General features: G+C 36.8%; 17 protein-coding genes. All 17 read right to left on the reverse strand.

What is annotated here, in order from left to right:
- Positions 1 to 2 precede the first annotated feature (2 nt).
- Positions 3 to 1,190 (reverse strand): CapA family protein, encoded by a 1,188-nt coding sequence (locus MKZ17_RS14490; protein WP_340724442.1) that lies wholly within the window; start codon positions 1,188 to 1,190, stop codon positions 3 to 5.
- 121 nt (positions 1,191 to 1,311) lie between these two features.
- On the reverse strand, positions 1,312 to 2,226 hold the full coding sequence (gene era / locus MKZ17_RS14495) for a GTPase Era (RefSeq protein WP_340724443.1): 915 nt from the start codon (positions 2,224 to 2,226) through the stop codon (positions 1,312 to 1,314).
- Entirely contained in the window at positions 2,213 to 2,620 is a 408-nt protein-coding gene (locus MKZ17_RS14500) for a cytidine deaminase (protein ID WP_340724444.1), read from the reverse strand. Before MKZ17_RS14500 ends, era begins: the two co-directional genes overlap by 14 nt.
- A 17-nt stretch (positions 2,621 to 2,637) precedes the next feature.
- Positions 2,638 to 2,994, reverse strand: a complete 357-nt coding sequence (locus MKZ17_RS14505) for a diacylglycerol kinase family protein (protein WP_340724445.1) — start codon at positions 2,992 to 2,994, stop codon at positions 2,638 to 2,640.
- Positions 2,981 to 3,466 carry an rRNA maturation RNase YbeY gene (gene ybeY, locus MKZ17_RS14510; RefSeq protein ID WP_340724446.1) on the reverse strand — a complete coding sequence of 162 codons (486 nt, stop codon included), beginning with the start codon at positions 3,464 to 3,466 and terminating at the stop codon, positions 2,981 to 2,983. The genes MKZ17_RS14505 and ybeY overlap by 14 nt, the downstream gene beginning before the upstream one ends.
- 16 nt (positions 3,467 to 3,482) lie before the next feature.
- Entirely contained in the window at positions 3,483 to 5,588 is a 2,106-nt protein-coding gene (locus MKZ17_RS14515; protein ID WP_340724447.1) for an HD family phosphohydrolase, read from the reverse strand.
- Positions 5,589 to 5,749: 161 nt separating this feature from the next.
- Positions 5,750 to 6,709: a PhoH family protein gene (locus tag MKZ17_RS14520; RefSeq protein ID WP_340724448.1), complete on the reverse strand. Its 960-nt coding sequence runs from the start codon at positions 6,707 to 6,709 to the stop codon at positions 5,750 to 5,752.
- Between the two features lie 2 nt (positions 6,710 to 6,711).
- The gene (locus tag MKZ17_RS14525) at positions 6,712 to 7,821 is read right to left on the reverse strand and encodes a sporulation protein YqfD (protein ID WP_340724449.1); all 1,110 of its coding nucleotides are present in this window, start codon (positions 7,819 to 7,821) and stop codon (positions 6,712 to 6,714) included.
- Complete coding sequence (locus tag MKZ17_RS14530) at positions 7,818 to 8,054, reverse strand: RNA methyltransferase (RefSeq protein WP_340724450.1); 237 nt, start codon at positions 8,052 to 8,054, stop codon at positions 7,818 to 7,820. The genes MKZ17_RS14525 and MKZ17_RS14530 overlap by 4 nt, the downstream gene beginning before the upstream one ends.
- Positions 8,055 to 8,225: 171 nt before the next feature.
- Positions 8,226 to 8,711 carry a hypothetical protein gene (locus tag MKZ17_RS14535; protein WP_340724451.1) on the reverse strand — a complete coding sequence of 162 codons (486 nt, stop codon included), beginning with the start codon at positions 8,709 to 8,711 and terminating at the stop codon, positions 8,226 to 8,228.
- 24 nt (positions 8,712 to 8,735) lie between these two features.
- Positions 8,736 to 9,734, reverse strand: a complete 999-nt coding sequence (gene floA, locus MKZ17_RS14540; protein WP_340724452.1) for a flotillin-like protein FloA — start codon at positions 9,732 to 9,734, stop codon at positions 8,736 to 8,738.
- Positions 9,731 to 11,071, reverse strand: coding sequence for an NfeD family protein (locus tag MKZ17_RS14545; protein WP_340724453.1), 1,341 nt, complete (start codon positions 11,069 to 11,071; stop codon positions 9,731 to 9,733). The genes floA and MKZ17_RS14545 overlap by 4 nt, the downstream gene beginning before the upstream one ends.
- A gap of 476 nt (positions 11,072 to 11,547) precedes the next feature.
- On the reverse strand, positions 11,548 to 11,721 hold the full coding sequence (gene rpsU / locus MKZ17_RS14550; RefSeq protein WP_004227078.1) for a 30S ribosomal protein S21: 174 nt from the start codon (positions 11,719 to 11,721) through the stop codon (positions 11,548 to 11,550).
- 109 nt (positions 11,722 to 11,830) lie between these two features.
- Positions 11,831 to 12,499, reverse strand: a complete 669-nt coding sequence (gene deoC, locus MKZ17_RS14555; protein WP_340724454.1) for a deoxyribose-phosphate aldolase — start codon at positions 12,497 to 12,499, stop codon at positions 11,831 to 11,833.
- A gap of 91 nt (positions 12,500 to 12,590) precedes the next feature.
- On the reverse strand, positions 12,591 to 13,115 hold the full coding sequence (locus MKZ17_RS14560) for an adenylate cyclase (RefSeq protein ID WP_340724455.1): 525 nt from the start codon (positions 13,113 to 13,115) through the stop codon (positions 12,591 to 12,593).
- A 28-nt stretch (positions 13,116 to 13,143) separates the two neighbouring features.
- The gene (locus MKZ17_RS14565; RefSeq protein WP_340724456.1) at positions 13,144 to 13,626 is read right to left on the reverse strand and encodes a hypothetical protein; all 483 of its coding nucleotides are present in this window, start codon (positions 13,624 to 13,626) and stop codon (positions 13,144 to 13,146) included.
- A gap of 244 nt (positions 13,627 to 13,870) precedes the next feature.
- Positions 13,871 to 15,418, reverse strand: a complete 1,548-nt coding sequence (tnpC, locus tag MKZ17_RS14570) for an IS66 family transposase (RefSeq protein ID WP_445326942.1) — start codon at positions 15,416 to 15,418, stop codon at positions 13,871 to 13,873.
- Positions 15,419 to 15,466: the final 48 nt, after the last annotated feature.

Raw genomic sequence — 15,466 nt, forward strand, 5'->3', positions numbered from 1 at the left:
GTCTAATAAACAGTGACTTCCTCGCCTAAAACAGTTTTAACCCATTGCAAATTTTGTACAGCCCGATCTTCCACGTCCTTTAAAGGATAAATACGATAAATACCATCTGAATCCTTTAATACAGTTGTCGCATCGAATTGTGGATTGCCAATTGATACAGTTTCCCCTTCTTTTGTAATTTCTAAGCTACCTATTCCACCAATCATCGTGTCAGGAACGATTAAAATTGTTGAGAAGAAATTACCTAAGGAATAGAAAACATGCGTTTCGTGTCCTTGCTCATTTACTACCCTCTTATAAGGCTGTAGAACATGGGGGTGTGTACCAAATACAACATCTGCCCCTGCTTGATTTAATACATTTGTCATATGACGCTGGTAGTCGTTTTCGTGTGTTACGTATTCAGTTCCCCAGTGCATCGAAACAGCTACGACATCCACTTCTTTTTTTAATCGTTCTATATCAGCTGTCATTTTCGCCTCATCAAAATAATTAATAATGAAAGGGGAGCCTTTCGGTAAATATAAGCCATTCGTTCCGTACGTATAGGCAAGCATTCCAATTTTTATTGATCCAAGTTCTATAACGCGATGCTGCATTGCATCTTCATTTGATTGATAAGCCCCTACATAAGGCATATGGTAGCTTTCGAGATTTTCAAATAACGTTCGAACGCCACCCTCTCCTTTGTCAACTGTATGATTATTCGCTATCGTAACCATATCAACCCCTGCATTTTGCATATCGCGAATAATATGAGGTGGGCTAGAAAATTGTGGATAACCACTTAATGCATATTTATTTCCGACTGGCAAGGATTCTTGATTGGCAATTAAATAATCATAGCTTTGCATGATCGGAGATACAAATTTAAATGAAGACGTAAAATCCTTGTATTGTGCGAGTCGTAAGTGTAAGAGTATATCTCCTAGCATTGCCAGCCGCACAGATTCTTTCATAATTTTCGGTTCCTCTTGCACAGCATTAACAGGCTGAGTTACTTCTAGTGGTTCTTCTAGTTGCTGATTAACTTGTATTTGTTGTTCATTTGGATTCGGATTCGGATTAATTTCTTTCCCCTCTACCATTTCAATATTTGGTTGCTTATCTATATTTAATACGACAAAAATTAAAACAGTAAGTGAGACGATCCACAGTCCTAGCAAGAATTTATTTAACGAGTTCAACACTTCACCTACCCCATCATTAGTACTTGTAAATTATTCCCTTATAAAATAGTAACAAATCAAGCGATTTATTCAAGATAAATTAAAACAGATGCGACATTTTTCAGCCACATCTGTAAAATAATTAATATTCGTCTTCTCTAAATCCAAAATCACGTAAATGTGTTTGCTTGTTACGCCAGTCTTTCTGAACTTTTACCCAAAGTTCTAAATAAACTTTTGACCCTAGTAACATTTCGATATCTTTTCGCGCTTGTGAACCAACTTCTTTTAATAATGCTCCGCGCTTACCGATTACAATCCCTTTTTGTGAATCACGTTCAACCATAATTGTCGCCTGTACATGAATCATATTTTCCTTTTCTTCATGTGGTTTAATTCGGTCAATTACAACAGCAATCGAGTGAGGAATTTCTTCACGCGTTAAATGAAGCACCTTTTCACGAATCAATTCCGAAATAATAAATCGCTCCGGGTGATCTGTAACTTGATCCGCTGGGTAGTATTGTGGTCCTTCTGGTAAGTACTTTTCAATCGTATTAAGTAGATTTTCCACATTGTTTCCTTGTAGCGCGGAAATCGGAATAATCTCTGCGAAATCATATTTATCTTTATAAGAATTAATAATCTCTACTAATTTATCTGGGTGAATTAAATCAATTTTATTAATAATTAAAAAGACAGGTGTTTTATTCCCTTCAAGCATCTCAATTATAAATTCGTCACCTTTACCGATTGCCTGTTCTGCATTGACCATGAACATAATAACGTCCACTTCTTTTAATGCATTACGAGATGTTTTTAGCATGAATTCACCAAGCTTATGCTTTGGCTTGTGAATACCAGGCGTATCGATGAAAATTGTCTGTGAATTTTCTTGTGTTAATACACCTTGTACTTTATTTCGTGTTGTTTGTGGCTTGTCTGACATAATCGCAATTTTTTGACCGATTACACGGTTTAAAAATGTTGATTTACCTACATTCGGACGTCCCACAATTGAGACAAATCCCGATTTGTAGTCTTTATTTTCCTGCATTTTTCATATCCTCCGTTTTAAAAGCGCCAGGTAGAAGTTCTGCTACCGTTGTTTCTTGCACGTCCCCATTCATATTTGTTAAATATACGGGCATTTCTGGTGTGCAAAACTCTGCCATTACTTGGCGACATGCCCCACATGGTGAGCATGGTCCTGGTGTATCTGCTACAATAGCAATCGCCTTGAAATTCATTACGCCTTCAGAAATCGCTTTAAAAAAAGCTGTACGTTCAGCGCAGTTTGTCATACTATATCCTGCATTTTCAATATTACATCCGTGGTATACTTTTCCGTCTTCTGCCAGTAAAGCTGCCCCTACCTTAAATTTTGAATAAGGTACATATGCTCTCTCACGTGCAATTTTTGATTCTGCTAGTAATGGCTCCATGTTCATGGATTTTCCCCCTCAGTTTAAAATGAAAACCATTTTGGTAAAAATATGAGTAGTCCGATTATAACACTTGCCCCCGCAAATACAAGTACAGCACCTGCCGCAATATCCTTTGCCTGCTTTGCTAACGGATGAATTTGAGGGGAAGCTAAGTCAACCACACGTTCAATTGCGGTGTTAAACAACTCAGCCCCTATAACAAGTGCAATGACAAGGGTAATTATAACCCACTCTGTTCTACTTAGGTCTGTTAATAAACCTGCAATAATAACTATGATTGCACTCAATAGATGAAATCGTAAATTTTGCTCTTTTGTAGCTGTCGCAATCCCCTGCATTGCATAACGAAAAGATTTGATAAATTTACGAGCGTTCATTTGTGTCACGACCTAAGCCGTATGATTCTAAAATTGCATCTTGTTTCCCAAACATTATTTTTTCGTCTGCTTCGGTCATATGGTCATAGCCTAACAAATGTAAAAAGCCATGCACTGCTAAAAAACCTAGTTCACGTTCAAATGTATGACCAAAGTCTGCAGCCTGCTCTTTCGTTCGATCTGTCGAAATAATAATATCCCCAAGAACACGAGGAATCCCTTCGCCAATAATTTGCACTTCCCCTTCACCTAATTCCTCTAAAGCAAAGGAAATAACGTCTGTCGGTTGATCCTTATCACGATACTCACGATTAATTTCGTGAATAGCTTCATTTGTTACAAACGTAATCGAAACTTCCGAACCATCCTCAATTCCTTCGTGTAGAGCCGCGTGTTGTAGTAGTTTTTCTACTAATTCAATATGTGAATCTTGCACTTCATTTGTTTCATCTAAAAAATCAATTAATAACATACTGTTCCCTCCTTAGTTACTTTGGATATTCAATGCGCGAGTGGAACGTCCCATTCAATGTTTCACATAATACATCTTCAATAATTTTTAATTCCTTTAATGAAATATCACATTCATCAAATTGATCATCCTGTACCCGATCTTGAATAATCGATTGTACAAGCTTTTGAATCTTTTCTGCACTCGGTTGATGCATTGAGCGTACAGCTGCCTCTACACTATCTGCAATACTAATAATTGCAGCTTCCTTTGTCTGCGGCTTAGGACCTGGATAACGGAATACACTTTCATCCAGTCGTTTCCCTTCTTCCTTTGCCTTAAACAAGAAAAATTTTAAAACGCTTGTACCATGATGCTGTAAGCAAATATCTATAATTTCTTGCGGCATCTTATGCTTACGTAACAGCTCTGCACCATCTGTTGTATGTGCAATAATGATTTCTGCACTACTTTCCGGCGACATAGAATCATGTGGATTTGCTCCCATTTGATTTTCGATGAAAAACATTGGTCTGCGTGTTTTTCCAACATCATGATAATAACAGCCAACGCGTGCAAGCAAGCCATCCGCACCTATTGCCTCACACGCAGCTTCTGCTAAATTCGCCACCATAATACTATGATGATACGTTCCAGGTGTTTCCGTTAAAACTTTCTTTAATAACGGGTGATTTGGATTGGATAACTCAATCAATCTTAATGTAGACAATAAACCAAATGCTGATTCAAAATAAGGTAATAGGCCCATCGTTAATGCACCTGATAGCAAACCAGAAATAATAGCAGCTACAATATAAAACGATATTTCTTTTATGCCATAACCTGACTGTGCCATGAGTAAATAAAAAGTGATAAATGTTACATTCACTAGCGTTACAATACTTACTGCTTGTAAGAAATCTGCACGTTTCTCTAAACTTCGCATAAAAATAATTGATGCGAAACCGCCAAATATAATATAGAGTGCTGCATCCATTTGCAATACAGCCGCATAGCCTTCGTGGAAAATAATCCCTGCTGAAGCTGCTAATAACACCGTCACTACGCTTGCAGCACGATCATTCGCCAAAACACGTACGAGCATTGTTGCCATTGCAGTTGGATAGACAAATGCAAGCATTACATCAAAATTAGATGCAATTAAGCCAATTAACTTCATCGTAACTAGAGAAATTCCATAAACAATAACAGTTACGAGTAATTCATTTCGCTTTTTAGATAGTTCCTTTTTCGAGCGATCAAACAACGTAAATAGAAATACCATTTGTAAAAAAATTAATATAAATAAGCCTACGATTGGTTTAATCGATGTTTTATTGTCTAGCATTCCTAGTAACTCAAGCTGACGATAAATTTCACGCGTAACAACTTCGCCCTCTTGTACAATAATTTGTCCTTGTAAAATACGCGTAGGCTCTACAGATGCCCTAGCCTGCTGTTTCGCAAGCTCCGTTTTTTCCTCATTTAAAATTTCAGTCTCAACAACTGCTGCACGACCAATCATTACAGCTATACTCATTAAATTTTCTGAAATCCCTGCGTGTTGCCGAATTTTATTTTCGATTTCATTACGGTAAGAGGTAACGTTATCTTTACGTAACGGACGCTCTAAATTCGTCTCGATTAAATTCGTTAATGTATTTCTTGTAACTTCTACTTGCAAAGTTGTAGCTGCTAATAAATTCATAAGCTGAGCATCTGAAAATGCAAGAGTTGGTTGATTTTCTACTATATCTTTTAATTTTGTGCGTAAAAGCGTCACTTCTTCTGTTGGCGAAATTTCTTCCTCGGCAGCAATTTCTTTCTTCACGTCTAAAACAATATCAAAAATCGTCGTCACAAACAGTTTTCGTTGATTTGGTATGTCTTCGTTCAGAACATAGACAGGCTCCACAGATTCCTCTGCATCATCTTTTTCAAGCTCTGTCTTTACTGTATCTTCAATCGTTTTAACCGAGCGTATCGTTTCGGGTGACAGCTCAGTTAACTGGATATCATATGTAACACCGCGTACATTATCTAACATTAAAAAGAACTGTAACAATGCCGTAAGTAAAAGCACTATAACTAAAAATGTACGGAAACTTATTAACTGGATTAGCTTTTTAATTTTTTCTATCATTCGGCACCTCCATCTCTATAATTATTATTCTACCAAATTTACTGCGCTCTGTTTATAAAAGCACGTATGTTTTTTAAATAATTATCTACACGTGTCTCGAATCCATAAAAAAGCTCTCAACCCTTATGATAAGAATTGAAAGCTTGAAATGTATCAATTGACTAGAGCTCTTGATCCGAATATGCTTGGATGACTTTTGCTACTAGTGGATGTCTTACTACGTCGCCTTGCTCTAAAATTTGAAAATGGATATCCTTTACATATTTTAATGTGCGTTCAGCAATGATTAACCCAGATTCCGTATTTTTTGGGAGATCAATCTGTGTTTTATCACCAGTAATGACCATTTTCGAACCAAAGCCTAAACGCGTTAAAAACATTTTCATTTGTTGATGGGTAGTATTTTGAGCCTCATCTAATATTACAAAGGCATCATCTAATGTACGACCACGCATATAAGCAAGTGGTGCAATTTCAATAGTCCCCCGTTCGATTAAACGTTGAGTTTGTTCTTGCCCATAAATATCGTGAAGGGCATCGTATAATGGGCGTAAGTAAGGATCAACCTTTTCTTTTAAGTCACCGGGTAAAAAACCTAAAGACTCCCCTGCTTCTACTGCTGGGCGCGTAAGAATGATGCGCTTTACATGCCCATTTTTTAATGACTGCGTCGCCATAACAACAGCCAAATATGTTTTCCCCGTACCAGCAGGACCAATTCCAAAAATTAAATCTTTATGACGAATTGCACGAATATATTCGCGTTGTCCAATTGTTTTTGCGCGAATTGGTTTGCCTTTTGTATTTCGGGCTATCTCTTCATCATACAGCTCTGCGTAATATTCGATTGTTCCTTTACTCTCCATCTCTATTGCTGTTGCGACGTCACGTTGATCAATATTAATATTTTTTCGAATGACCTTAAGCAGCGCTTCTAACACCAAATATGCTTGATTTTTGTTCGCATGCTCTTCACCGGCAATTTGAATAACTTCGCCACGGGTAATAATTTGTACACCATAAGTTTCTTCGATTAAAGTTATATTAGCATCAGACATTCCTAAAAGCATCACTGCTTCATTTGGATTATCGATTTGGAGCTCTACAAATTTTTCAGTCATACTCATTCTCCTTGGTGAATTGGATGTGGTTTTGCGATATTTTCATTTACCAAAAACAGGACTTTCCCTTTAACTGTATCATCATCGGTGTAGACGTGCAAAAGTTTTTCGGATTTTATCGTTGATTTAAGCGGTAATGAACGAATCATTTTTTCATGGAGTAAAGGGAGAACAATTGAATCGACATCTTCTTCACTTATAGTTTCCGTTTTCTTCTCAAACATTCGGTAAGGAGACTTACTAACAAAGGATTTTATCGGCTCAAATGATTTAGTTTGCCATACTTGCTTTAATTGATCCCAATTAACTCCATACTCCCATCCATAATCGACCAATGCTTCCATTTCTATTTTTTTAGGTATGGAAAATGTTGTTTCAAGCCAGTAATCTGCAAATACCTCTCCTTCTGCTCCCACAATAACATATTGATCGCCATGCATTAATACACCCGATACAAGCGTATCTCCCTCATACACCGTCATATTCGGTTCAACTTTCCGAATCCCACGGCTTATTTGAAAATGCGTAATAACACCGCTATTCGAGGCAATTAAATGCTGTTCTTTAAGTGCTTGTTCTTTATTTTCAATTTTTGGTGCAAGTTGTGGTGATATTGTAATATAACTCCCTTTTTTTGTTATATGTATCCACGAAAATAGTCGAAACTTTTCCATTATCCGCTGACGTAATGCATTGTCCTCAATAAAAGATTGTCGACGCATCGGCATTTGAATCGCTAATTCCTTTTCTAAAAATTCTGCCACTTCATCTTCAAGCTCTATTGTACTTGCTTCAATTTCAACTTTCCAAATAAACTGAGTTAAAAATATTGGAATAGCTAATAATACTAACATTCCAATCAATGTCACCAGATCCCTTTGTAAAATCCGATTCGGAAATACATATTCAATCGTCAGTTTGACACGATACTTCCTTCTAGCTTGTCTCACTACACTTAAATGATGATATGCCACTTGAAAGTTAATTTGTTCTCCTTGAAAACGAACACCATATAATGGGATTTGTTCATTTCGTAACGCTTGTAGAAATTTAGAACTAGTAGCACTTTGTTTCACAGAAATAGTAACCATTCTTCGATTCGTTGATTTCATTTTTCAATCCGCTCAATAACCAATTTATGTAGTAAAGAACTAGAAACTAAAAAGCCATCGTCTAGCAAATGCTGTACCTCTATATTTTCTCCCACTATTTGAAGGCGATGAGACTGTAAAATACACTGGTAATGCTCCTTTGAAACCGCCTCAAGCTCATATTTCCCATAATACCTTATTTGTTCAAATGGCTTAATTTGCAATGAACTATTCGTTGGAAATAATTTCTTCAATAAAATCCCCCTTTAGCGATACTATATGCAACATTTAAAGAGGGCATGTATTATTATTTAGCTCTAATTCTTTTGTTAATTATATCTTTAGGAATTATCACAAAAATTTATGTTCACTATAAAATAAAAACTACCTATCCTCACATTTTCAGTGAAAATAGGTAGTATTTTTTATTTACGTTTAGCCTTTGGCGGACCTAATATTTCGGTCATGACGATCGCCCGCATTAATTCACGCTGATTGGACGGTACTACATTCAATGTAGCTTCCTCTTGCTTTTTAATAATTTGAGCAATCGGACGTTCTGTCAATCCACGAGATGAAGATCTTTCTTGAAGGTGCTCCTGCATAGACTTACGCTCAGCTAATTCTCGAACAGGCGCAGGTTTAGGGAGTTCAACCTCAATTTTAGCAGGTGTTTCAACCTTTTTATCCATAGGCTTTGATTTTTCATTTAGCTGACCAAATACTTCATTTGCAAAGTCTTCTAATGTTTTCGGACGGCTTTGCTGTTCATTTCGAACCTCTTGTTGGCGAGGAGCAGGTTGACTGCTAAATGGTGGCATTTGCTTTGTCTGTTTCTTATTCTCTTCTTTACCTTTGTTAAATAAAGAACTTAAAACAAACATGACGATCATAATAATAATCCCTTCCATTTAGTCCTCACTCCTTTCCCCCGATTATTTGTTCGTGTTGTCTGGCTTGTCGTTAGTTGAAGCTTTTGAAATGGAATCACGCATCGAAGTATCTGCTTGAATATTTTTATAATTCATGTAATCCATAATGCCAAAATTACCAGAGCGTAATGCTTCTGCAAGGGCCATCGGAACTTCTGCCTCTGCTTCTACTACTTTTGCTTTCATCTCTTGTACTTTTGCTACCATCTCTTGCTCACTTGCTACGGCCATTGCACGACGCTCTTCTGCTTTTGCTTGTGCGATGTTTTTATCTGCTTGCGCTTGCTCAATTTGAAGCTCGGCACCAATGTTTTTACCGATATCAACGTCTGCGATATCAATCGATAAGATTTCAAAGGCTGTTCCAGAGTCTAAGCCTTTTGAAAGGACTGTTTGAGAAATTAAGTCTGGGTTTTCTAAAACCTTTGAATGAGATTCACTCGAACCTAATGTTGATACGATACCTTCACCAACACGTGCTACAATTGTTTCTTCACCAGCACCACCGACTAATCGATCTAAGTTTGCACGAACGGTAATACGTGCCTTCGCTTTTACTTCGATACCATTCATCGCTACACCTGAAATGAACGGTGTTTCAATTACTTTCGGGTTAACCGACATTTGAACTGCTTCTAATACGTCACGTCCTGCTAAGTCAATTGCTGCAGCACGCTCGAATGTTAACTCAATATTTGCACGATGTGCGGCAATTAAAGCATTTACAACACGGTCTACGTTACCACCCGCTAAATAGTGAGATTCTAATTGGTTAATCGATACGTCAATACCTGCTTTATGTGCTTTAATTAACGGGTTCACAATACGTGACGGAATTACGCGACGTAAGCGCATCCCAATTAATGTAAAAATACTTACTCTTACACCTGCTGCTAATGCACTAATCCAAAGTGCAATCGGAACAAATGTGAAGAATACTGCTAAAACTAAGAATATTGCTACTACCGCAATAATTAACGAAATTGTTGCTGCATCAATCATTCTACTTCTCCACCTTTTTGTAATTTTTCTCTCACAACAATGCGTGAGCCTTCTACTTTTATAATTTCAACCGTTTTACCGGCATCAATATAACTACCCTCTGTCACGACATCTAGTCGTTCATTTTCGACAGCAACTGTACCTGACGGACGTAATGGCGTTAATGCTTTGCCAACTTTCCCAATCAATTCGATGCGATTTGCATTAGATACATACCCTTCTTCTGTTGTCGTTGCATCCTTTAATACAAGCTTATTAAACATGTGCAACTTTTTGCCGAAGATTTTCATTAAGATCACCATTCCTATACCTGCAATTATAATTGCTAATAACACCGAATAAGCCATATAAGTGAAGCTTTCTCCTGCAAAGAGCAGACTTGCTATAACCAAAACGCCACCTATTATTCCAATTATACCTCCTGGAATAAAGAGTTCGGCTATTATCAATAAGGAACCAATCGCAAATAAAATTAATGACTCATAGCCTGCAAATCCAGCAACTGTGTGACCAAAGAAGAATAAGCCTAATGAAGATAACCCCATCATACCCGGCACCCCAAATCCTGGAGAATATAGTTCTACAACTAATCCTATACTCGCAATCGATAGTAATATCGGCACTACTATAGGGTTCGTAATAAATCTTGCTAATTTTTCTGCAAATGTTTGCTCAATTGAAACAACTTCACTACCTTCAAATTTTAATTCTTCGAGTAATTGCTCAAAGGATTGAACAGTACCTTCAGAATATCCAACATTAAATGCTTCTTCTGCTGTAAGGGTCAAGAGTTTCCCAACTGGCTTATTTAGCTTTTGCAAATCAATTCCACTGTCGACCATTGCCTCAGCATAAATAGGATCTCGATTATGACTAGAGCTTTTTGCAGCAGCCTTCATTTCTCCAGACCAATAGCTCTCTACTTTTTCACCTGCATTCTCACCAGATGATGTAATCGGAGCTGCTGAACCCATTGTTGCGGTAGGCATCATATATATATCATCCGCATGTAATGCTATATATGCACCTGCAGAAATTGCATTTGTATTAACAAAGGCAACTACTGGTATTTGGGTTGTATCAAGCAATTTACCGATCTTAACTGCGGCATCTATCGAACCACCAGGTGTATGCATGTTTAATATGATTACATCCGCTTTTGCTTCTTCTGCTTCATTAATACTCCGCTTTAAATACTCATGTAAGCCCATTTCAATTTCATTATCAATAGTGATTTCATAAACTTTCCCTTTTGCAAAGACAGGCATCGATGGAACAAGAAGCAAAAAAGATAGCGCTAACAAAAATAACCAACTAATTCGTTTTGCTTTTTTCATAAATTCACCTCCAAATCAGCATCAGTTAAATTAATCAAACTCTTCAAAAACACCCTACCCTTTGAATCCGTCATATTTTGCCCGAGGTGTTAAGTTTTCAGTATGTTTAGAAACATCGACTGAATAGGATATTCTTCTCTTCTGTTAGAAAGGCAGGCCGTTTTCCTGAAAGAGCTAAATTTTATGTATACCCGTTATACGATTTACTTGTTAAAAGGTTTCAATAAAATAAAACTTTTTTATCATTTAAGATTAATTTATTTCCCTCCTCTAAATTATACGTTAAAATGCATGATTTATTAAATATTTTCTCTATACTTCAAGTTTTTTCTTAATTTCATTCTAAACAAACAATTTTTTATACATAAAATGCAAATAACCCACAAACTACCGAAGTAATTTGTAGGTTATATCATTTGTCTGCTCAGTTAAATCATAAAAATGCGTGTTATGAACGTAGGGTTTTTATAGGGAAATTACCACTTACGTTTACGTGCAGCTTCTGATTTCTTTTTACGTTTTACGCTAGGTTTTTCGTAGAACTCGCGCTTTCTAACTTCTTGAATTGTACCTGATTTTGATACAGTACGTTTGAAGCGACGAAGAGCATCTTCAAGCGATTCGTTTTTGCGAACGACAGTTTTTGACATCTCTCTTTCCCTCCCTCCGAACACACGTCATACATACATTAACATCTAGTTAATGTGTACTAAAGTAGTATATCGTATCATCATATAAGAGTCAACAAAAACTATTGAATTAATAGTTAGAATCTGATTTTAATCCATTCATAATGGCAACCCCTGATGATGCACCAATTCGTGTTGCACCATTTTGAACCATTAACTTCATATCTTCTAAGCTGCGCACCCCACCAGAAGCTTTCACACCGATGTCAGGTCCTACTGTTTTGCGCATTAAAGCGATATCTTCAGCAGTTGCTCCACCAGTTGAGAAGCCTGTTGATGTTTTCACAAAATCAGCACCAGCTTCAACAGCAAGTTCACATGCTTTAACCTTTTCCTCATCTGTTAAAAGGCACGATTCAATAATTACTTTAACTAATGTTCCATTTGCTGCATCAACAACTGCTTTAATATCATCGCGAACTAAATCATAGTTTGCATCCTTTAATGCACCAATATTAATTACCATATCGATTTCGCCGGCTCCATTGGCAATCGCGTCTTTCGTTTCAAATGCTTTAACCGTCGAAGTAGTTGCACCTAGAGGGAAGCCAATTACAGTACAAACTTTCACTTCAGAACCTGCTAATTGCTCTGCACTAAATTTCACCCAAGTAGGATTCACACAAACAGATGCAAAGCCGTATTGTTTTGCTTCTTCACAAATTTGTTGCACTTGGCCTTTAGTAGCTTCTGCTTTTAATAAAGTGTGATCGATCATTGCCGCATAATTTTGTGTCATTATTAATTACTCCCTTTAATTTATATTAGTTGTCCGTACCTCTCCATTTTATCACGCTTTTTATATTCAATGAAATATCAGACAAATCAATTTATTCATCAGAATATGCAAAATTTGTTTCAATTACTTTTTCATTTAGCAATTTATTTGAATCTGTTAAATAACGTATTTTAACTGCTGGTAATTGGCGATTAACAAGCTGGTAAGTAAGTGCATTTTTAATAAGTAATTCTTCGGCAAGTTCAAATCCCTCTGTCCCAATGATACTCTTATTTGCGACAATAATAGCCCATTCCGAATAATCTTTATTCATCTCAATATTATGAATCCCATTACTTTCTTTAGCCGTTGTCATTTCCAAATACTGTCGCAACTGCTCCTCAGTTACTTGAGAAATTTGATTAAATTGAGCTTCTTTTAAAGTGATCGTAATTAGACCATCTGAGTGAATCGTTTTCTTCACGTCTTCCACTTTTTGTTCGATATTCAAAGATCCGAAATGCTGTACAATTTCAGAAGGAATTTCAATAGCAATTTTCGATTCTCCTAAGTTATCCTCATTTAATTGTTGCTCTATACAACCGGATAATAAAAGTAATACAAAAGCAACTATCACAACATATCTCAATTTAATAAAACACCCTCTATCTTTGGCTAGTTTCTGGATAACTACACTCTTTAATTAAATTATTAGTTTCAGAATCATAATAATATACGTGAACACCAATTGGTTTACCACTATATATTTGATATTTTAATGCATCCTCAACAATACTTTTTTCTATCATCTCTGCTGTTATATCTCGTTCAAATAGTTCCTTTTTCACAACAAAAATAAAATTCGTCAAAGCTGAGTCAAATCGAAAAGACAGAAAAGATTCAGTTTCTGGGCTAACGCCTCTCTCCACTTCAAATTGTAACGCTTCAATAGTACTTTTAAATTCCTCCATCGCTTCTAATCGCTTCTTTTCTTCCATATATATGCACATTTCATTTTCTATTAATTCGTAATGGATAATACGTGCCGGATCGTAATTTTTGAATTTTCGTATATCCCCAATAATTGCGTTTGGAACTTTTACTACTGTTAGTTTTTCAAACTTTTCTTTTAATATAGTTAAATCCATTGAAACACCCCAACAATCCATTAGTTATTATTACCCTATATAAACTAGAATATGCAAAAAATAAGAGGTTGTCCAATAAGCCCATCTCTAATTTATTTGTTAGCTATTATTTTACTATTTTCTAAAAATATATTCAGTATTATAGATTCAATAGATAGTAAGCCCGAAATATAAAAAAAATAGCGCACCTTCACGGTACGCACGACGATCGGCCAGCTATCTGAAATTTTTTTCAGATAGCTGGCTATTTTGCACATGTGGCTTGAATATTTTCCGACCAAGGCATGTAATTATGTAAAATCTCTGGTTGCTGATGAAACGGGACATTAGGTAATTCCGTCATCAGCTTTACCAGATACTGATAAAAATCAATTCCGTTTGCTTTGGCTGTTTCGGCCAAACTTAAACAAATGGCATTCGCTTTCGCACCTGCTTCACTCACAGAGAAAAGCCAGTTTTTGCGACCAATGACATTTGGACGAATCGCATTTTCAGCGGGATTATTATCAATAGCAACGTCCCCATTTTCAAGGAAAACTTTTAACTCAGATGAACGGCTTAATGTATATTCAGCTGCTTTCGCAATAGCATTTTTGCCGAAGAAAGGCGAACGATCAATCCAATCGAAAAATTCATCGACAATCGGTTTTGCTTCTTGTTGACGAGCTTTCACGCGCTCTTCCGCTGAAAGATGTTTGATTTGACGCTCGATATGAAACAACCGATCGCAATATTGCACGCCTATTCGGCCATTCTTACTATCGGCTTTTAGCCAATAACGGCGTACATGCGCCCAACAGTTGGCGAATTGAACGTGCGGTAATTGACCATAAGCTGAATACCCATCACAGATGACAGTGCCTTTGAATCCCTTAATTAAATCTTCTAATATAGCTCGCCCTCGAGAAAGAGCACTCTTAAATAAAACGATAATAGGGCCTTCACTTTGTACACTGCGACATACCCAATTAAAAGCGTTTGATTGAGCTGGCTTTCCATCAGAACGCTTGATTATTTGTGCATAGGTTTCGTCGATATGCAGTACAGACTTTGCCGTTAATAGCTGCTTCATCAAATCATAAAGTGGTTGAAGCCAATCTTCTGCCACACGTATTACCCAATTGGAAAGATTTTTATCGTTTGTATGTAGGCCATGGCGTTCCCATTCATTTACCTGACGGTAAAGAGGCAAGTACTGAATAAACTTATCGTAGATAAGCTTGGCCAAAACAGTTGGGCCAGCAATGCTTCTTTGGATAGCACCTTGTGGTGCTTTACCACGTTTAATTTGAGCTTTTCGTAGGGCATCGTTTTTACACAATTTACACTCATACACATGTTCAAAATGCTGCACGCGCTTCAGGGAAGCTGGAATGAATTTCGCCTCTTCACGTATCAACGTAGAACTGAATTCTACCATTTCCCCCTGACAACACTCACAAGCTAAGTTGGCTGGGTGATGATGAATTTCTTCAATTTCAATATCCTCACGAAACGAATCATTTCGTTTTTTATTTGTCTTTTTACGAGTAACCGTATAACTAACCGTATCGGTGCTTTGTTCTTCTGTCTGCTCAGGTTCATTAAAAGACGGATCGTCTTCAAATAAAGAGACTTGTCCATCAGGAGCTTGATACTTGGCTTTCTCCGATTTAGAGCCATATAACGCTTTTGTTAATTGGCGAACTTGCTCTGTTAAGGCTTCTATTTGTCGATTTGACTGAGCTAGTTGTTGCTCAAGTAATCGAATAATACGTTCGTTTTGTTCTTCTTGCTTTTGATTAACAGGCATCAAATCGTTCACCACATTCCGTCCAATTTTATATATGGGTAATTATAC

Origin of the sequence: Solibacillus sp. FSL R7-0682 (assembly GCF_038005985.1) — a bacterium.
Taxonomy (GTDB): domain Bacteria; phylum Bacillota; class Bacilli; order Bacillales_A; family Planococcaceae; genus Solibacillus.